This window comes from Streptomyces mirabilis (assembly GCF_039503195.1).
GTDB lineage: Bacteria > Actinomycetota > Actinomycetes > Streptomycetales > Streptomycetaceae > Streptomyces > Streptomyces mirabilis_D.
In genome coordinates this window covers 3670479-3688979 of record NZ_JBCJKP010000001.1, presented here as the reverse complement: position 1 = coordinate 3688979, position 18501 = coordinate 3670479, and the positions used below count along the sequence as shown (strand labels likewise).

Here is an 18501-nt window from a genome sequence, read left to right as displayed (position 1 = left end):
CCTCCTGGAACTCGGACTGGGTGTCACTTGGCGCCCAACGCCGTTCGCAGCGCCTTCAGGTTCGACTCCATGACCTGGAAGTAGTCGCTGCCCCTGGACTTGCCGGTGATGCCCTCGATCGGGTCGAGGACGTCCGTCTTCAGGTTCGCGTCGCCGGCGATGGTCTTGGCGGTCTTGTCGCTGACGAGCGTCTCGTAGAACACCGTCGAGACGCCGTCGGCCTTCGCCATCTTCTCAAGGTCCTTCACGCGGTTCGCGCTGGGCTCCGACTCCGGGTCCAGACCGTTGATGGCCTCCTCGGTGAGGCCGTAGCGCTCGGCGAGGTAGCCGAAGGCGGCGTGCGTGGTGATGAAGACCTTGGTCCTGGTGTTCACCAGCCCGGTCTTGTACCGGGTGTCGAGATCGGCGAACTTCTTCCGCAGCGCCGCCATGTTCTTGTCGTAGTCCGCGGCGTGCTTCGGGTCGGCCTTCTTGAGGGCCTTGGCGACCCCTTCGGCGACCTGGCCGTACTTCACCGGGTCGAGCCAGATGTGCGGGTCGGCGGAGCCGCTCTCCTCGCTCTTGGAGGTGTCGTGCGAGGCCGCGTGCCCGCCGACCTCGTTGCCGTGCTTCTCCAGGGTCGTCAGCGACGCGGCGTCGATCTTGGTCTTGACCTCGGACTGCGCCACGGCGTCGTCGACGGCCGGCTGCAGGTTCTTGAGGTAGACGACGGCGTCCGCCGACTGGAGCCGCGCCGTCTGCCGGGCGCTGATCTCCAGGTCGTGCGGCTCCTGACCGGGCTGGGTCAGGCTCGTGACCTGCACGTGCGTCCCGCCGATCTGCTCGGCGAGGTACTGCATGGGGTAGAACGACGCCACGATGTCGAGCTTCCCGTCGCTCCTGCCGCCGGCCGCCGTGGAGACCGAGCAGCCGGTGAGGGCGCCGAGGCCGACAGCGGTGGCTGTCAGGGCCGCGGACCCGGCCGTGCTTATTCGAGAAGCGGCGAGGCGCCGTCGTACGTTCATGACAGTCATTTTCAACAAACCTGGAAACGATTGTCAACAAGCCTTCGGTAAGCCCTCGGTAAACGGGGCGGCGAATGAGCCGGTAAGGGGCACGATGAGGCGAGGTGTCCCCGAACCGATTTGATACGAGGGTGGGCGGCGCCGGTAACCTGAATCATTCGCTGCCGTCCGTTCGTAATGAAGAGAGCACCGTGGCCGCCGACAAGATCGACACCATCGTCAGCCTGAGCAAGCGCCGTGGCTTCGTTTTCCCCAGTAGTGAGATCTACGGCGGACAGCGTGCCGCCTGGGACTACGGCCCGCTCGGCGTCGAGCTCAAGGAGAACATCAAGCGCCAGTGGTGGCGCTACATGGTCACCTCCCGCGAGGACGTCGTCGGTATCGACTCGTCGGTGATCCTGGCGACCGAGGTCTGGGTCGCGTCGGGACACGTCGCCACCTTCACCGACCCGCTCACCGAGTGCACCTCCTGCCACAAGCGCTACCGCGCCGACCACCTGGAGGAGGCCTACGAGGCGAAGCACGGCCGCCTCCCGGAGAACGGCCTCGCCGACCTCAACTGCCCCAACTGCGGCAACAAGGGCACGTTCACCGAGCCCAAGCAGTTCTCGGGCCTGCTCACCACCCACCTCGGCCCCACGCAGGACAGCGGCTCCGTCGCCTACCTGCGCCCCGAGACGGCCCAGGGCATCTTCACCAACTTCGCCCAGGTCCAGCAGACCTCGCGCCGCAAGCCGCCCTTCGGCATCGCGCAGATGGGCAAGTCCTTCCGCAACGAGATCACGCCCGGCAACTTCATCTTCCGCACCCGCGAGTTCGAGCAGATGGAGATGGAGTTCTTCGTCAAGCCGGGCGAGGACGAGAAGTGGCAGGAGTACTGGATGCAGGAGCGCTGGAACTGGTACACCGGCCTCGGTCTGCGCGAAGAGAACATGCGCTGGTTCGAGCACCCCAAGGAGAAGCTCTCCCACTACTCCAAGCGCACCGCCGACATCGAGTACCGCTTCAGCTTCGGCGGCAACGAGTGGGGTGAGCTGGAGGGCGTCGCCAACCGCACCGACTACGACCTCGGCGCGCACTCCAAGGCCTCCGGCCAGGACCTCTCGTACTTCGACCAGGAGGCCGGCGAGCGCTGGACTCCGTACGTCATCGAGCCCGCCGCCGGTGTCGGCCGCGCCATGCTGGCGTTCCTGCTGGACGCCTATGTCGAGGACGAGGCCCCCAACGCCAAGGGCAAGATGGAGAAGCGCACGGTGCTGCGCCTCGACCCGCGCCTCGCGCCGGTCAAGGTCGCCGTCCTCCCGCTCTCCCGCAACCCCGAGCTGTCCCCGAAGGCCAAGGGTCTCGCCACCGCCCTGCGCCAGCACTGGAACATCGACTTCGACGACGCGGGCGCCATCGGCCGCCGCTACCGTCGCCAGGACGAGATCGGCACCCCGTTCTGCGTCACGGTCGACTTCGACACCCTCGACGACAACGCCGTCACGGTGCGCGAGCGCGACTCGATGAAGCAGGAGCGCGTCTCCCTCGACCAGATCGAGGGCTACCTGGCCGCGCGCCTGATCGGCTGCTGACCTGGCTTGTCCGTGAAAAGCCCCCGGTTCCCGCGCTGCGGGAACCGGGGGCTTTTCGGATCGCCGGACATTCCGCGCGACCCCGGCCCCGGACTGATCCGAGAGACAGGCCCTGGCGGCCCGACACGTGGCGGCGCGATGAGAACTGCGACGGCGCGTTGGAGGCGACCTGTCCGGTGGACTGCTCCCCGAGCCGTCCTGGTTCTCAACGGCCCTGCAGCGCCTTGACGTTGTCGCCGAAGGTCCAGTTCTTCGAGCCGTCCCAGTTGATCGACCAGGTCATCAGGCCCTTGAGGCCGGTGCCGTAGTGCCGCCACGCCTGGGAGACCAGGCTCGGTGACATGTAGCCGCCACCGGCGCCCGACTGGGCGGGCAGACCCGGGACCTGCTTGTCGTAGGGCACCTTGATGGTGGTGCCCTGCACGACCAGCCCCTTGTTCAGGCAGTCGGTCTGCGCGGTGAAGCCCTGGACGGTGCCCGCGGAGTAGGAGTCGCCGGAGCATCCGTACATGCTGCCGTTGTAGTACTGCATGTTCAGCCACCACAGGCGCCCGTTGTCCGCGTACTTCTTGACGATCGGCAGATACGCGCCCCAGATCGAGCCGTACGTGATGCTGCCGCCCGTGACGTACGCGGTCTCCGGCGCCATGGTCAGCCCGAAGTTGGCCGGCATCTGCGACAGCACGCCGTCGATGATCCGGATCAGGTTGGCCTGGGACGTGGAGAGCTGACCGATGCTGCCACTGCCGACCAGGCCCGTCTCGATGTCGATGTCGATACCGTCGAAGTTGTACTTCTTCAGGATCGGCACGATCGTCGCGACGAACCTGTCGGCGACGGCGGAGGAACTGAGGTCGATGCCCGCCGCAGCCCCGCCGATCGACAGCAGGATCGTCTGCCCGGACGCCTTGGCCGCGCACATCTCCGCCGACGTCGCGACCTTCACACCGGTGTCCATCCCGTCCTCCCACAGCGCCGTGCCGTCGGAGCGGATGACCGGGAACGCCGCGTTGATCACGTTGTAGCCGTGCGCGGCGATACGGGAGTCGGTGATCGGAGTCCACCCGAACGGCGGGTGCACTCCGTTGGAAGAGCCGTCCCAGTTCTCCCAGTAGCCCTGGAGAACCTTCCCGGACGGGCGGGACTTCACGGCGCAGGTGTCGGCGGCGGATGCGGTGGGGGCGGTGGCGACCGACAGCGGGGCGAGGACGGCTGCGGTGAGTGCGAGGGCGAACAGGCGCAGCTTCCGACGGATCATGCGAGGCCTCCCGGTGGGGGGTGCGGTGAGGTGTCGTAGGCATGACAGTGCCTGCGGTCCAGACCTGTCGTCAATAGGTCTGGACCAAAGTGGGGTGGGGGTGGCGGGTGGCGGGTGGAAAGCGCCGGATGACCGATAACAGATGACGGCTGACAGGTGACAGCTGACAGCTGACAGATGACAGATATTGAAATCTGTCATCTGTCATGCCATCGTGAGAGGGCACCGATCCTTCAAGGGACACCAGGGAGTCCTCATGCATACCCGCCCCCTCGGAACCACCGGCCCCCAGGTCTCCGCCCTCGGCCTCGGTTGCATGGGCATGTCCGCGCTGTACGGCGAGGCGGACCGGGCCGAGTCCATCGCGACCATCCACGCCGCCCTCGAGGCAGGCGTGACGCTCCTCGACACCGGCGACTTCTACGCCATGGGCCACAACGAGATGCTGATCGGCGAGGCCCTGCGCGCGGCTCCGGCGGCCCTGCGCGAGCAGGCGCTGACCAGCGTCAAGTTCGGCGCCCTGCGCGACCCGGACGGCGGCTGGTCCGGATACGACGGCCGCCCCGCCGCGGTGCGGAACTTCGCCGCGTACTCGCTGCAGCGCCTGGGCGTCGATCACATCGACGTGTACCGGATCGCGCGGCTCGACCCGAACGTCCCGATCGAGGAGACGGTCGGCGCGATCGCCGAGCTCGTGGAGAAGGGGCACGTCAGGCACATCGGCCTGAGCGAGGTCGGCGCCGAAACCATCCGCCGGGCCGCCGCCACCGCCCCCATCTCCGACCTCCAGATCGAGTACTCGCTGATCTCGCGCGGCATCGAGGACGAGGTCCTGCCGACCACCCGTGAGCTGGGCATCGGGATCACCGCGTACGGCGTGCTGTCCCGCGGGCTGATCTCCGGCCACTTCACGGCCGACCGGCAACTGGCCCCGACCGACTTCCGTTCCATGAGCCCCCGCTTCCAGGGAGAGAACCTCCAGCACAACCTCTCCCTCGTCGAGGCGTTGCGGAAGATCGCGGAGCAGAAGGGCGTCAGCGTGGCGCAGATCGCGATCGCGTGGGTGTTGTCGAGGGGCGAGGACATCGTGCCGCTGGTCGGTGCGCGGACCCGGGAGCGGCTGGCGGAGGCGCTCGGTGCGCTGGACGTCACGCTCGACGACGCCGACCTCGCGGCGATCGAGCAGGCCGTGCCGGCGGACGCCGCCGCGGGCGACCGCTACCCGGCGGCGCAGATGTCACATCTCGGCACCGAACGCTGACAGTGCCGCCAGGTACGGTTTTCGACATGGCACCGACCACCGAAGCACTGACCGCCGAGCGCATCCTCGAGGCGACCGAGGAGGCGCTGCGCCGCCACGGCCCCGCGAAGGCCACCGTGGTGGACGTGGCCCGCGCGCTCGGCGTCAGCCACGGCAGCGTCTACCGTCACTTCCGTACGAAGGCGGCGCTGCGGGAGGCGGTCACGAAGCGCTGGCTGGACCGTACGTCGCAGATACTCGCGGAGATCGCCAGGCCGTCGTCCGCGCCACCCCCGGAGGCGCTCGAGCACTGGCTGTCGACGCTGTTCACCGCCAAGCGGCACAAGGCGGGCGACGATCCCGAGCTGTTCGCCACGTACTCGGTGCTGCTCGACGAGGCGAGCGCGGTGGTCGAGGAGCACGTCGCCGAGCTGGTCGACCAGCTGTCGGACATCATTCATCGCGGTGTGATGGAGGGCGACTTCATGACCGTGGACGGCGACTCCGTCGCGACGGCCCGCGCCGTCTTCCACGCCACGAACCGTTTCCACGACCCCGCCTACGCCCACGAGTGGGAAAAGCCGGGCATCGAGGCCGAGTTCTCGACGGTCGTCACCCTCGTCCTGCGCGGACTGCGCCGCCGAATCGACTGATTCCACGGCCCCGACGGACCGGTGCTCCCGACGGACCGGTGCTCCCGGCGGACCGGTGGTCCCGGCGAACCGGTGGTCCCGGCGGAGGGCTACCCCTCCGTCGGGTCCACCGTCGCCTGATGCGCCTCGGCGAGGTGCTCCTCCGCCTTCAGCCACGGCAGGAACTGCGCGCCCTTGCGCCAGCCGCAGGTGTCGCATCTGATCGTGCGCTGTACACCGGCGCGCTGGACATGGACGACGTGCTCGCGGCCGTGCTGGTCCCAGCGGCTGACCTTGCTCGTGTTGATCTGCAGCATGACACCTCCAGGTGTTACCGCTCCGCTTGCCCGGCAGGGCGTTGGCGGCAAGCCTTTCGCAGCAAGGAGTGTGCAGCATCGGGAAGATCAACGGGGGTTCTCGGGCCGCGAGTTCACCGCGTGGTCGTACGCGATCACGATCCGTTTCCGCCCGTCCACCCTCCGCACTGCCGTACCGCCCCCGATCTAGACTCCGCTCATGACGACCGGAACTCCCGCCATCGCCAAGGACCTCGCGCCCCACGGCACCCTGCGGGCCTCGATCAACCTGGGCAATCCCGTGCTGGCCCAGGGCACACCGACGGCCCCGGCGGGCATCACCGTCGACCTCGCACGGGAGATCGCCGCCCGCCTGGACGTCCCCGTGGAACTCCTCTGCTTCGACGCGGCCCGCACGTCGTACGAGGCGATGGCGGAGGGCCGTGCCGACCTCTGCTTCCTGGCCGTCGAGCCCGCGCGGGAGGCCGAGATCGCGTTCACGGCGCCGTACGTCGTGATCGAGGGCGTGTACGCCGTCCCCCGCGACTCGGACCTGACGACCGTGGCCGGGGTCGACCGTCCCGGCGTACGGATCGGAGTGAAGCGCGGGTCCGCCTACGACCTCTTCCTCTCCCGCACGCTTCGGCACGCGAGCGTGGTGCGCGGGGAGGACGGGGTCGAGGCGTTCCGGGCCGAGGGGCTGGAGGTCGCGGCCGGGATCCGGCAGCCGATGACCGAGTTCGTCGCGGCACACCCCGAACTCCGCCTCATCGAGGACCGGTTCATGCAGATCCGCCAAGCGGTCGGCACGACGAGGACCCGCCACGCCGAGACCGTCCGCTTCCTCCACGACCTCGTCGAGGAACTGAAGGCGAACGGTTTCGTCGCGAACGCCCTACGCCGCGCCCACCAGCCGGAGACCCTGGCCGCCCCACTGACCCGCCCTGGGAGCTGACCTAGGATCGGCGCGTGATCGCCGAACTGCAGTGCGTGGTGCTGGACTGTCCCGATCCGCTCCGACTCGCCGAGTTCTACGAAGACTTGCTCGGCGGCACCGTCAACCGGCCGGACCGGCGCTGGGCGCTCGACGAGGCCTGGTCGACGCTGCACACGCCGTCCGGTCTCGTCCTCGCCTTCCAGCGCGTTCCGACCACGGAGTACCGGCCTCCGCAGTGGCCCGATCCCGCCCACCCCCAGCAGTTCCACCTGGACTTCGGCGTCCCCGACCTGGACCGAGCGCGGGAACAGGTCCTGGCTCTGGGCGCGACGCCGCTCGACGTGTCCGACGGGCGGGGCTGGCACATCTACGCCGATCCGGCAGGACATCCCTTCTGCCTGGTCCGTCACTTCCGTCACTGAGGAGTCGTCTTGATGACGCGTGGGACAGCCGAGCTCGGGGAGCTGTTGCGGCGGGCCGGGCTGGAAGTCGTCGGCGAACGGCGGGTTCAGGAGGTGCCGTCGCCCCGGTTCGCGTGGCGTGCGACTGTTCCGGGTGACGCGGAGCGGGTGGTGCGCGTGGCCGGTGACCGGGCGGACCCGATCGGCGAGTTCAACGCGCAGTGGCACCGGCTGGCGGTCGCGGGCGGGATCCTCGACGAGGACGGTGTCTTCCTCATCGACATCGCCGACCACTGCACGGGCAGCGCGCCCTGGGACTGGACGCCGGTCCGGCTCACCGACCGGTGGGACCTCGCCGGAGTGCTGGGCGAGCGGCCCGGCGAGCCGAAGTTCGTCGCGCTCTCCACGGATGGCGACAGCCTGCTGGGTACGACATCCGAGGACGACGGGATCCGGCTCGTCGTCGTGGACCGGATGCGGGAGCGGCGGGAGGCGGCCGCGCGGGCGACGGCACGGGAGACACCTGAGGAGCGGGCCGTCGCCTGGGAGTCGGCGGTCGCGGGGCTGGACCCTTCGGGGAGGCTCCTCACGTCGTGGGCGAACGGGCTGGCGCTCAACCCGGCCACCCCCGATGACCTGCGCGCCGGTCTACAGGGCCGGTCCACCTACCTCAAGTACAGCGCGATGCCGACGGCGGTCGTGGAGGCCGCCATGGTGCACCCGGACTGGCAGATACGGGCGCAGTTGGCCGAGGCCCAGCCGAACATCACGGCCGATCAATGGATCCGTCTGATCCTCGCCGAGCGGAACGAGCGGCACCGGTGGATCCTCACCATGCTCGCGGCGGACCGGCGCGTCGAGCTCACCGGACCCGCCTGCGAGCGGCTCGCCGTGGATCCGTCCGCCCGGGTCCGTGCGGAGACCGCCCGACTGTCCGGGCTGTCCGCGCACCTGCTGACCGTGCTGGCCGCCGACCCCGAGTGGACGGTACGGGCCGCGGCCTGCCGACGGGCCTGGCCCCACCTCCCGAGCGGGACCCGGCACAAGCTGCTCGGGGACCCCAGCGGCAAGGTCCGTGCGCAGGCCCTGCTCCGGCACCACCAGGACCATCCGATGCCCCGGTCCGTCTTCCTCGCCCTCGCCACCGACTTCGCCTCCGACACCGCCGACGGGGGGTTCCAGGACCGTGCCGTGAAGACCTGCCGTCTGGAGCGCGAACTCGCAGAACACCTGGCCCACCACGGCGATCCCGCCCTGCGTCGTTCCCTCGCGGGCAGCCCGGGCCTCGACCCGGACCTGGTGGCCCTCCTCGGCCGGGACCAGGACGAGTCCGTCCGTTTCGCGGTCTCCACGCGACCCGACCTCACCGAGGAACAACGAGTCGGCATCGACATCGACTTCGATCCGCGTCTGCACCACTGTCCGCTCGACTGGGTCACGGACCTGCACGGCGACCCCGCCGCCCTGCGCCGCCTGGCCGCATCCGCCCACCCCCTCGTACGCCGCAGCGTCGCCCGCGTCAAGCGTCTTCCGCCGGACGTCGTGGAACTCCTCGCCCGGGACGAGGACCGCGTCGTGCAGCTCTTCCTCGCCGAGTCCTGCGACGACGCGCCCCCCGACATGCTGCTGCGGGTGTGGCAGTGGTGGACCGGGAGCCTCAGCGCCCCCGACCGCCCGCACGGCCACCCGAACTTCCCCCGCCACGACCTCCTCCGCCACGCCGACGACCCGAACCCGCGGATGCGCCAACTGGCCCTGGACGACCCGGAGTCGACGCCCGAACTGGTGGAGCGGTTCAGCCGGGACCCGGACGAGGAGGTCAGATACCGGGCCGCGAAGGACCCGCGGCTGACAGCGGCGTCGGCGGTACGGCTGCTGGACGACCCGCACGGCCACATACGCCATGCGGCCTTCTGGCACGCGCGGTTTCCCGCTCGGGTCGTCGTCCGGCTGCTGCGCGACCCCGACACCGCGGAGCCCGCGGCCCGGCACCCGTCCCTGCCCGTCCCCGTCATGCAGCGGATGCTCCAACTGCTGCAACTGCACCCACCGCTCAGCTGATCGTGCGCGGCAGTCGCAGGCTCAGGGCCGTCGTCAGGGCCACGCCCGCCAGTTGGACCAGGAGGGTGGTGACGAGGGCGTCCCGCATGCCCTCGCTCGCGGCGAGGGACAGGAAGAGGGTGCCCAGGGTGGCGACGCCGACCGCGAGGGCCGACTGCTGGGTGGTGGCCATGACGCCACTGCCGACGCCGGCCCGCGCGGACGGCACCTCGGAGAGGATGATCCGGATCAGGACGGGGAGTTGGAGCGCCTGGCCCGCGCCCGCGACGGCCGCGCCCGGCAGCAGTTGCCACACGCCCAGGTCGGGCCAGGACCGCCAGGCGGCCAGCGCGATGAGGCCCACGCCCACCGCCTGGATCAGCCCGCCCGCGGTGACGATCCGGGTGCCGTAGCGGGCGATCAGCCGGGGGCCGCAGAGGGAGACGACGAAGAAGACCGCGGCCATCGGTGCCAGGGCCAGGCCCGCCGGGACCGGGCCGAGGCCCGCACCCCGCTGCAGCGCCACCGCGATCACGAACATGAAACCGCTGAAGCCGATCGAGAACGGCACGATCATGATCAGGCCCCGGCGGAGCGAGGTCAGCGCGAACAGGCTCGGCGGCACCAGAGGCGTACGGCCCTGGCGGTCCTCCCGGCGCTCGACGAAGTAGAACGCCGCCGCCGCGAGGGGGAACAGCGCCAGCGACAGCCAGGTCCACAGGGGCCAGCCCGCCGCCCTGCCCTCGGTGAGGGGGGCGAGGAGCGCGAGAAGGGACACGGCGAGCAGCACCGTACCGGGGGTGTCGATCGGCTCCGGGTGCTGCGAGCGCGTCTCGGGGACGGCGCGCGTGGCCAGGATCAGGCCGAGGATCACGACGGGCACGTTCACGAGGAACACCGCGCGCCAGCCGGTGCCCGCGATGTCCGCCGCGACGAGGAGGCCGCCGAGTATCTGCCCGGCCACCATGGACAGACCGGCCGTGGCCCCGTACAGGCCCATGGCCTTGGCGCGGCGCGGGCCGGCCGTCGCCGCCTGGATGGTGGCGAGCACCTGCGGCAGCATCGCCGCGGACGCCGCGCCCTGCGCGACGCGCGCCGCCACCAGCGTCCAGGCGCTGGGCGCGAGCCCGCACGCCAGGGAGGTCAGGCCGAAGGCCGCCATGCCGCCGAGGAAGAGCCGGCGTCGACCGAAGAGATCGCCGAGGCGGCCGCCCAGGACGAGCAGGACGGCGTACGCGACTCCGTACCCGGCGACGACGAGTTCGAGGACGGCTTCGCTCGCGTTCAGGTCCCGGCCGATGGTCGGGAGGGCTACGTTGACGATGAAGAAGTCGATGAGGGGCAGTGCCGCCCCGAGCAGCACGGTGAAGAGGCCGAGGCCGCTGAGCACGGGTGCTGCGGAGGGCGAGCGGACTGGAGTCCTGAGGGTTCCGGTTTCGGTCACGTCCTCCAGACTTCTCCTGACCTCAGACTGGTACCAGAGTGTCCTTATCCTGGTAGAAGCACTACCTGGCAACAGGTTCCGGCGAACGGCAGGCTGGAGGCATGACGACGATGACGCAGGAGAGCACCGCTCCCCGGCCGGTGGAGGCCATCGACCCCGCTCAGCGGGCGGTGTCCGTGACTTCTCCCCGGCCGGTGGACCCCGAGCCGCACGGCTCCGTCGCCCCCCGCGGCAGCGAGATCCGGCGGCATGAGCTCGCCACCTTCCTGCGCAACCGCCGTGAGCGCATCACGCCGGAGCAGGTCGGACTGCCCCGCGGCCGTCGCCGGCGCACGCCGGGCCTGCGCCGCGAGGAGGTCGCGCAGCTCTCCGCCGTCGGCGTCACCTGGTACACCTGGCTCGAACAGGCCCGTGACATCCAGGTCTCCGAACAGGTCCTCGACGCGCTGGCCCGCACCCTGATGCTCGACTCCAGCGAGCGCGCCCACCTCTTCCGGCTGGCCGGAGCCGTCGACCCCACGCCCGCCGCGCCGTGCCCGACCCTCACCCCGGCCCTGCTCGAGGTGCTGTCCCAGTTGGAGCCGGTTCCGGCCTGCATCCAGAACAGCCGCTACGACATCCTGGCCTACAACCGCACGTACGCCCGGCTGATGATGCGCGACCTCGACGCCGTACCGCCCGAGGACCGCAACTGCATGATCCTCGCCTACACCCACCCGGAGTGGCGCGAGTCGATCGTGCTCCTCGACGAGACCATGCGCGTGATGGCCGCCAAGCTGCGCGGCTCGATGGCCGGCCACCTCGGCGAGCCCGCCTGGAAGCTGCTGGTCAAGCGACTGCGGACGGAGTCGGCGGAGTTCCGTGAGATCTGGGAGCGGTACGAGGTGTACGGCGGCTCGCGCAGCAAGACCAAGCAGTTCCTGAACCCGTACGTCGGGCTGCTCACCGTCGACCACACCGACCTGTGGCTCGCCCCCGACATGGGCGCCCGCATGGTGACGTACGCCCCCGTGGACGAGCAGAGCCGCGAACGCCTGAGGAAGCTGCACGAGATCGCGCTGACGGCGGAGACGGAAGCCGCCTAGGACACGCCTAGACCCGGACGGTCACCGAGTCCCGGACTTCCGCCGACTCCAGCTGCCGTGCCGTCCGCTCGGCCGTCCCGCGTGCCCAGCGTCCGCTGGTCAGCGCGCCCAGGACGAGCACGGCGAGACCGCAGCCGGCGAGGATCCACCAGCCGGGGCGGGCGGCCGACACGAACGTCTCCCGGTACGCCGAGGCCTGGATGCCGGAGGCCAGGACCGCGCCGACCACGGCGACACCGAGGGTGCCGCCGATCTGGCGGCTGGTGGAGGCGACGGCGGCAGCGACCCCGGCCTGGGTGCGGGGCATGCCGGAGACGGCGGTGTTGGTGATGGGGGCGTTCACGAAGCCGAAGCCGAGGCCGAAGAGGACGTACCCGATGACGAGCGTGACGTTCGACGTCTCGCCCTCGAACGCGGCGAAGAGGATCCCGCTCGCGGTCATCGAGACCCCCGCGATCAGCAGGGGCAGTCGCGGCCCCCGGTTGCCGACCAGCCGCCCCGACAGCGGCGCGCACACGAAGCACATGACCGCCATGGGCAGCATCCACAGGCCCGCGTGCAGCGCGTCCAGACCGCGCACGTTCTGCAGATAGAGCGTCGAGAGGAACAGGAACCCGCTGAGCGCGGCGAACGCGCTGATGGCGACGACCGTGGCCCCGCTGAACGGCGCCGAACGGAAGAAGCCCAGGTCGATGAGGGGTTCGGCGCGCCGGGGCTCGTACCACAGCAGGCCGAGCAGCGCGGCGACGGCGATCGCGCCGAAGGCGAGGGTCTGGGGAGCGCCGGAGCTGGGCGCCTCGATGATCGCGTACGTCAGGGAGCCGAGCAGCGCGATGACGAGAAGCTGCCCGACCGGGTCGGGGCGGCGGGCCTTGGGGGCGCGGGACTCGGGGACGTAACGCCAGGTGAGCAGGAGCGCGGCGAGGCCGACCGGGAGGTTGATCCAGAAGATCGACCGCCAGCCGACCGAGTCCACGAGCAGGCCGCCCACGATCGGCCCCGCGGCCATCGATATGCCGACCACACCACCCCAGACGCCGATCGCGCGGGCACGCTCGCGCGGGTCCGTGAAGGTGTTGGTGATGATCGACATCGCGACCGGGTTCAGCATCGAGCCGCCGACCGCCTGCACCATGCGGAAGGCGACGAGCGAGTCCAGGTTCGGAGCGACGGAGCACAGGACCGAACCGAGGGTGAAGATCACCAGGCCCGCCTTGAAGACCCGGCGGCGGCCGATGCGGTCGGCGGTCGAGCCCGCGAGCATCAACAGCGACGCCAGGACCAGCGTGTACGCGTCGATGGTCCACTGGAGGCCCGCCACGCTCGCGTGCAGTTCCTTCTGCATCGAGGGCAGGGCGACGTTCAGGACCGTGTTGTCGAGGCTCACGATCAGCAGGCTCATACAGCAGATCGCGAGGACGAGAAGACGGTGGCGAGGACTGAGCTCGGGCATTCCACCAGCCTACGCCCGTGTCGATAGTGCGTCTAACTAATGACCCTCTTCTGACTCTCCTCTGTTGCGCACCGCACTCATTCATGACAGTCACCACAGTCATCGCACCCGTCCGCGTACGCGACAATGGGGGAATGTCCACGACCGCCCTCGCCCCCGCCACCCCGCTGTCGATCGGCCCCCACACCGTCCAGCCGCCCGTCGTCCTCGCCCCCATGGCCGGGATCACGAACGCGCCGTTCCGCACGCTCTGCCGCGAGTTCAGCGGCGGAAAGGGCCTGTTCGTCAGCGAGATGATCACCACGCGGGCGCTGGTCGAGCGCAACGAGAAGACCATGCAGTTGATCCACTTCGACGCGACCGAGAAGCCGCGCTCGATCCAGCTGTACGGCGTGGACCCGGCGACCGTCGGCAAGGCCGTCCGCATGATCGCGGAGGAGGACCTCGCCGACCACATCGACCTGAACTTCGGCTGCCCGGTCCCGAAGGTCACCCGCAAGGGCGGCGGCTCCGCCCTCCCGTACAAGCGCAACCTCCTGCGGGCGATCCTGCGCGAGGCCGTCAGCGGGGCGGGCGACCTCCCGGTGACGATGAAGATGCGCAAGGGCATCGACGACGACCACATGACGTTCCTCGACGCCGGACGGATCGCCGTCGAGGAGGGCGTCACCGCCATCGCCCTGCACGGCCGCACCGCCGCCCAGCACTACGGCGGCACGGCCGACTGGGACGCCATCGCGCGGCTCAAGGAGCACGTGCCGGAGATCCCCGTCCTCGGCAACGGCGACATCTGGTCGGCGGAGGACGCGCTGCGAATGGTGCGCGAGACCGGCTGCGACGGGGTCGTGGTCGGGCGCGGCTGCCTCGGCAGGCCGTGGCTGTTCGGCGACCTGGTGGCCGCCTTCGAGGGGCGCCAGGACGCCTACGCCCGCCCGACCCTGCGCGAGGTCGCGGCCGTCATGGTCCGCCACGCCACCCTGCTCGGCGAGTGGATCGGCGACGAGGCGCGCGGTGTCATCGACTTCCGCAAGCACGTGGCCTGGTACCTGAAGGGCTTCGCGGTCGGCTCCGAAATGCGCAAGCGGCTCGCGATCACGTCGTCCCTCGCCGAACTCTCGGACGGCCTCGCCGAGTTGGACCTCGACCAGCCCTGGCCGGCGGGCGCGGACGGCCCGCGCGGCCGCACGTCCGGCAACAACCGCGTGGTCCTGCCGGACGGCTGGCTCAAGGACCCGTACGACTGCGCGGGCATCAGCGAGGACGCGGAGCTGGACACGTCCGGGGGCTGACTCTCCTGCCGGGGGGCCGGGGGCTCCCTCAAGCGCCCCCGACCGCCGTGAGCAACGCCAACGGCGCCGCCGCCGAACGGGACTCCCGTACGCACGCATGCGGATAGGGCACCGGCTCCCCGTGTGTCTCGCGGCCGTACCCGGCGAGGACCTCCGGCAGACGGTGGCCGGCGACCGTGGCGGCGTCGACGAGCGCGTGGGCGACCGAACGGGCCTCGTCGTGCAGGCCGTAGCGGGCCAGTCCCAGCGTGATCAGGGCGTTGTCGTGCGGCCAGACCGAACCGCGGTGGTACGACAACGGGTGGTACGCCGGCTGCCCGGCGGCCAGGGTGCGCACACCCCAGCCGGAGAAGAAGTCCGGCTCCAGCAGGCGGTGGCCGACCAGTTCGCCGTACTCCTTGTCGAGCAGCCCCGACCACAGCAGGTGCCCGGCGTCCGAGGCGAGGGCGTCGACCTGACGGCCGTCACCGTCCAACGCCAGCGCCGGGAAGGCGTGTTCACTCATCCAGAAGTCCCGCTGGAAACGGTCACGGAGGTCCGCAGCCGCCTGTTCGAGCAGGGCGGCGTAGACCTCGTCGCCCCAGACCGTACGGGACAGGTGGGCGGTGCGGCGCAGCGCGTCGTACGCGTATCCCTGCGCGCCCGCGGCCATCACCGGCCCACTGGGGCGGCTCCCGTCGGCGGAGCAGATCGCGCCGGGGGAGTCCTTCCAGTTCTGGTTGGCGAGGCCGCCGCCGTCCGCGCGGTAGACGAGATAGCCGACGGAGGTCAGACCGCCGTGGTCCAGCATCCAGCCGATCGCCGCCCGGGCGTTGGCCTCCAGCCGCCGGGCCAGGGCCGGGTCACCCGTCTGCTCTGTGTACGCGCCGAGCAGCACCAGGAACAGTGGCGTCGCGTCCACCGATCCGTAGTACCGCCCGTACGGCACCTGCCCGAAGTGCGCCAGCTCACCGTGGCGCACCTCGTGCACGATCTTGCCGGGCTGGGCCACCGCACCCGATCCCACCTCGACCGCCTGCGTCGCGGCGAGCGCGGGCAGCGTGGCGGCGGCGAGCTCGGGGCGGTAGGGGAGCGCGAACAGGGAGGTCAGCAGGGCGTCGCGGCCCAGGAGCGTGAGGAACCACGGCACTCCGGCCGCCGGCACCCGCAGCTCCTCGCCGTCCGGGCCCGTCGCCGGGACCTGGAGCACCGCGAGGTCGGACAGCCCGCGCGCACAGGCCGCGGCCAGCTCCGGCCAGCCGGTCGGGAAGGGCACGCCGTCCGCGAACTCGCCTTCCAGCGCCAGGAGTCGTTCATTCGCCGCGGAGGGTGAGGCGGGCACCTCCGGATCCTTCAGCGCCCCGTGCGGGCGGGCCGCCACGCGCAGCGCAAGCTCCGCCGAGGCGTGGGGTTCGAGGTCCAGGGTCCATACGAGGCGACGGGCGCCGGTGCCGGTCTCCTCGACCCCGTCCGGCGGGGGCTCGGAAGTGATCGTCGTGCAGGACCGCCACTCCCCGCGCTGGTAGCTGAACTCCACCCCGTCATCGAGGACCTGACGCCCTCGTACGGCGCCGATCTTGGCGTACGTACGGTAGTCGGAGCGCAGCTCGAACTGGTCCGTGAAGTCGGCGTCCACGGTGAGCGCGATGCGCACGGTCGTGGGCGACGGGCGGTTGCTGGTGACGCGCAGCGCCTCCACGAACGCGCCGTCGGTGACGGCCTGCTCACGGAAGAGCGTGTACGCGGGCGGTTCGTTGCGCCCGCCGCGCGGGACGAGTACACAGCGTGCCGTGTCGCCGTCCGCGACCGGCGTCAGCGCCTCGGGCACCGCGCCGTCGACGGTCAGCTGCCAGCGGCTGAGGTGCCGGGCGTCCCGTACGAATAACCCGTCCGGGGAGCTGCCGCTGCGCACCCCGCTGATGTCCCCGCCGTCGCCCACGGCGGCGAACGTCCCACCGTGCACGAGCAGATGATGCCGGTCCGTCATCCCCGGTCCCCTCCCTTGGCGCCCGTCTCGAATGAACTGTGTGGTGTGTGTGGCGTGTGTGATGCGCGCGATGCGTGTGGCGGCGTGCCCTGTGCCTTGTCGAACGCGCGGTGCCCCGGATGGGACACGACGTGCGTCGACTGATCCGCCCGATCCGCCCGATCCGCCCGATCGGCTTGGTCGGCTCGCGCGGGCTCGTGCAGCAGGTCCAGGGTCAGTGCGGCCGTCCAGCTGAAGCCGAGCGCGCCGCAGGCCTCGCCGGTGTACGGATCCACGTACTCCGCGAACCCGGACGTGTCCGCCGTCTCCAGCAGCGCCGCCCGCAACTCCTCCGCGCGCCCGTGCTCCCCGTGCAGTCGCAGCCCGCGCTCCAGCAGCCAGTTCGTGTTGAACCACGCGGGGCCGCGCCAGTAGCGGTGCGGGTCGAAGGCGTGCCCGGTCAGGTCGTAGCTCGGCGCCAGCCGGGCGACCCCGCCGACCCCGAAGTGCGGGCCGCCGACCGTGCGGACCAGGGTGGCGGCGATGTCGCGGGGGAGCGCGGGGAGGATGAGCGGGAGCAGCCCGGCCACGCTGCGCTCGGGGATGAGCGCCCCGGCGCGAGAGCGCTGCTCCGAAGCGAGAGCGCCGCTCTGGCGGGAGCGCCGCTCCGAAGCGTGAGCACTGCTCTCGGCGGAGTGCTGCTCCGGTGTGAGAGCCCGAGAGTCCCGCTCCGACCCGTGAGCACCGCTCTCGGAAGAGCGCCGCTCCGAGGCGTGAGCACCGCTCTCAGGAGAGCGCCGCCCCGAACTGAGAGCACCGCTCTCGCCCTCGTCGCACGCATCCCCGCCGTACGACTCCCCACCGCGCCCCTCCCCGCCATACACATCCCGGCAGAAGAACATCCCCTCCGCCGGGTCCCACAGGCGTTCCACCAGCGCCGCCGTCAACCGTTCCGCGCGGGCGTGCCGCGCCGTCCCCGCCGCGCCCAGCTCCCGCGCGATCGCGGCGAGCGCGTGCTCGGAGGCGATCAGCAGCGCGTTGAACGCCGGGTCCTCGACGGCGAACTCGCCGGCGCCGTCGGCGTACCCGCCGTCCCGGTAGTCCGTCGCGAGTCGCACGTACCGGCCGTAGTCGAGGTCCGTCGGCCGGTCCTCCGCGGACCCGTGGTCGAGGTCGGCGCGGCGGAAGGAGCGCGGCGCGGCCGGGGTGACACGGCTGAGCGGGGCGTCCCAGCACGGGCTGTTGTCCATGCCCTGCTCCCACGGGTGCACCACGGAGGCGAGCCCGCCGCCGCCCAGGTCCCGCCGGTGCAGCAGATAGCGGTGCCAGGCGGCCAGCCGGGGATACATCCGGGAGAGGAAGGAACGCGACCGGGACAGGCCCGGGTCGGCCTGGTGCACCAGCCAGGCGGCGAGCGCGTGCACCGGTGGCTGCACGATGCCCGACGTCTGTACGGTGCGCGGGGCGCCCGCAGCGCGCCCCGCGGTCGAGGAGCGCCAGAAGTCGGGGCTCGGGAAGTAGGCGTCGAGCGGGACGGAGGGGTTGAACACGATGTGCGGGATCCGGCCGTCACCCCACTGGGCGCCGAGCAGCGTCTCCAGTTCCGTCTGTGCCCTCAAGGGGGACAGGTGGCGCAGGCCGATCGCGATGAAAGCGGAGTCCCAGGACCACTGGTGCGGATACAGCCCGTGCGAGGGAACCGTGGACGTTCCCGTCCAGTTGCCTTCGAGTACCCGGGCGGCCCTGAGGTGCAGCGACCCGGCGAGCCGGTCGGGATCGTATACGTACGCGCCGGAGTGGGTGATCTCGTGCGAACCGGGCGGAGCGGGGGAACCCGAGGTGCGCGCGGGGGTGGTGGTCCCCGTGCGGTGGATGGTGAGTTGGGTTGTGCTGTCCACTCAGG

Annotated in this window: 15 protein-coding genes; 8 read left to right on the top strand and 7 right to left on the bottom strand. The window is 70.9% G+C overall.

Annotation, left to right across the window (positions count from 1 at the left end; translation table 11 throughout):
* Positions 1-23: 23 nt before the first annotated feature.
* Positions 24-1004, bottom strand: coding sequence for a metal ABC transporter substrate-binding protein (locus AAFF41_RS17340; protein ID WP_319744126.1), 981 nt, complete (start codon positions 1002-1004; stop codon positions 24-26).
* A 191-nt stretch (positions 1005-1195) separates the two neighbouring features.
* Between AAFF41_RS17340 and AAFF41_RS17335 the strand changes: the two genes are divergently transcribed.
* On the top strand, positions 1196-2578 hold the full coding sequence (locus AAFF41_RS17335; protein ID WP_060901977.1) for a glycine--tRNA ligase: 1383 nt from the start codon (positions 1196-1198) through the stop codon (positions 2576-2578).
* 205 nt (positions 2579-2783) lie between these two features.
* Here the strand turns inward: AAFF41_RS17335 and AAFF41_RS17330 are convergent, their stop codons facing one another.
* Positions 2784-3836 (bottom strand): chitinase, encoded by a 1053-nt coding sequence (locus AAFF41_RS17330; RefSeq protein ID WP_343324186.1) that lies wholly within the window; start codon positions 3834-3836, stop codon positions 2784-2786.
* A 256-nt stretch (positions 3837-4092) separates the two neighbouring features.
* Here AAFF41_RS17330 and AAFF41_RS17325 point away from each other — a divergent pair, with 256 nt between their 5' ends.
* Together AAFF41_RS17325 and AAFF41_RS17320 are read left to right on the top strand one after the other, a co-directional pair.
* The gene (locus AAFF41_RS17325) at positions 4093-5097 is read left to right on the top strand and encodes an aldo/keto reductase (RefSeq protein ID WP_319744122.1); all 1005 of its coding nucleotides are present in this window, start codon (positions 4093-4095) and stop codon (positions 5095-5097) included.
* A 26-nt stretch (positions 5098-5123) separates the two neighbouring features.
* A complete protein-coding gene (locus tag AAFF41_RS17320) occupies positions 5124-5729 on the top strand; it encodes a TetR/AcrR family transcriptional regulator (RefSeq protein ID WP_319744120.1) in 606 nt (201 codons plus the stop codon).
* Positions 5730-5818: 89 nt separating this feature from the next.
* On the opposite strand, the gene AAFF41_RS17315 is transcribed toward AAFF41_RS17320, so the two are convergent.
* Complete coding sequence (locus tag AAFF41_RS17315; protein WP_054235491.1) at positions 5819-6025, bottom strand: hypothetical protein; 207 nt, start codon at positions 6023-6025, stop codon at positions 5819-5821.
* A gap of 199 nt (positions 6026-6224) precedes the next feature.
* On the opposite strand from AAFF41_RS17315, the gene AAFF41_RS17310 reads away from it, so the two are divergent.
* Genes AAFF41_RS17310 through AAFF41_RS17300 form a run of 3 tightly spaced genes read left to right on the top strand, consistent with a single transcriptional unit; the run spans position 6225 to position 9403 of the window.
* The gene (locus AAFF41_RS17310) at positions 6225-6959 is read left to right on the top strand and encodes a transporter substrate-binding domain-containing protein (protein ID WP_319744118.1); all 735 of its coding nucleotides are present in this window, start codon (positions 6225-6227) and stop codon (positions 6957-6959) included.
* 14 nt (positions 6960-6973) lie between these two features.
* Positions 6974-7363, top strand: coding sequence for a VOC family protein (locus tag AAFF41_RS17305; RefSeq protein ID WP_319744116.1), 390 nt, complete (start codon positions 6974-6976; stop codon positions 7361-7363).
* 12 nt (positions 7364-7375) lie between these two features.
* Complete coding sequence (locus AAFF41_RS17300; protein WP_319744114.1) at positions 7376-9403, top strand: PE-PGRS family protein; 2028 nt, start codon at positions 7376-7378, stop codon at positions 9401-9403.
* On the opposite strand, the gene AAFF41_RS17295 is transcribed toward AAFF41_RS17300, so the two are convergent.
* Complete coding sequence (locus AAFF41_RS17295) at positions 9396-10826, bottom strand: MFS transporter (RefSeq protein ID WP_343324185.1); 1431 nt, start codon at positions 10824-10826, stop codon at positions 9396-9398. The genes AAFF41_RS17300 and AAFF41_RS17295 overlap by 8 nt on opposite strands.
* 101 nt (positions 10827-10927) lie before the next feature.
* Between AAFF41_RS17295 and AAFF41_RS17290 the strand changes: the two genes are divergently transcribed.
* Positions 10928-11911 carry a helix-turn-helix transcriptional regulator gene (locus AAFF41_RS17290; RefSeq protein WP_319744110.1) on the top strand — a complete coding sequence of 328 codons (984 nt, stop codon included), beginning with the start codon at positions 10928-10930 and terminating at the stop codon, positions 11909-11911.
* A gap of 7 nt (positions 11912-11918) precedes the next feature.
* Here the strand turns inward: AAFF41_RS17290 and AAFF41_RS17285 are convergent, their stop codons facing one another.
* Positions 11919-13364: an MFS transporter gene (locus tag AAFF41_RS17285; RefSeq protein WP_319744108.1), complete on the bottom strand. Its 1446-nt coding sequence runs from the start codon at positions 13362-13364 to the stop codon at positions 11919-11921.
* Positions 13365-13498: 134 nt separating this feature from the next.
* Between AAFF41_RS17285 and dusB the strand changes: the two genes are divergently transcribed.
* Positions 13499-14653, top strand: coding sequence for a tRNA dihydrouridine synthase DusB (gene dusB, locus AAFF41_RS17280; protein WP_097284641.1), 1155 nt, complete (start codon positions 13499-13501; stop codon positions 14651-14653).
* A gap of 28 nt (positions 14654-14681) precedes the next feature.
* Here dusB and AAFF41_RS17275 read toward each other — a convergent pair whose 3' ends face one another.
* Both AAFF41_RS17275 and AAFF41_RS17270 read right to left on the bottom strand, forming a co-directional pair.
* Positions 14682-16619 carry an amylo-alpha-1,6-glucosidase gene (locus tag AAFF41_RS17275; RefSeq protein WP_319744106.1) on the bottom strand — a complete coding sequence of 646 codons (1938 nt, stop codon included), beginning with the start codon at positions 16617-16619 and terminating at the stop codon, positions 14682-14684.
* Positions 16616-18496 carry an MGH1-like glycoside hydrolase domain-containing protein gene (locus tag AAFF41_RS17270; protein WP_425526132.1) on the bottom strand — a complete coding sequence of 627 codons (1881 nt, stop codon included), beginning with the start codon at positions 18494-18496 and terminating at the stop codon, positions 16616-16618. The genes AAFF41_RS17275 and AAFF41_RS17270 overlap by 4 nt, the downstream gene beginning before the upstream one ends.
* Positions 18497-18501 lie beyond the last annotated feature (5 nt).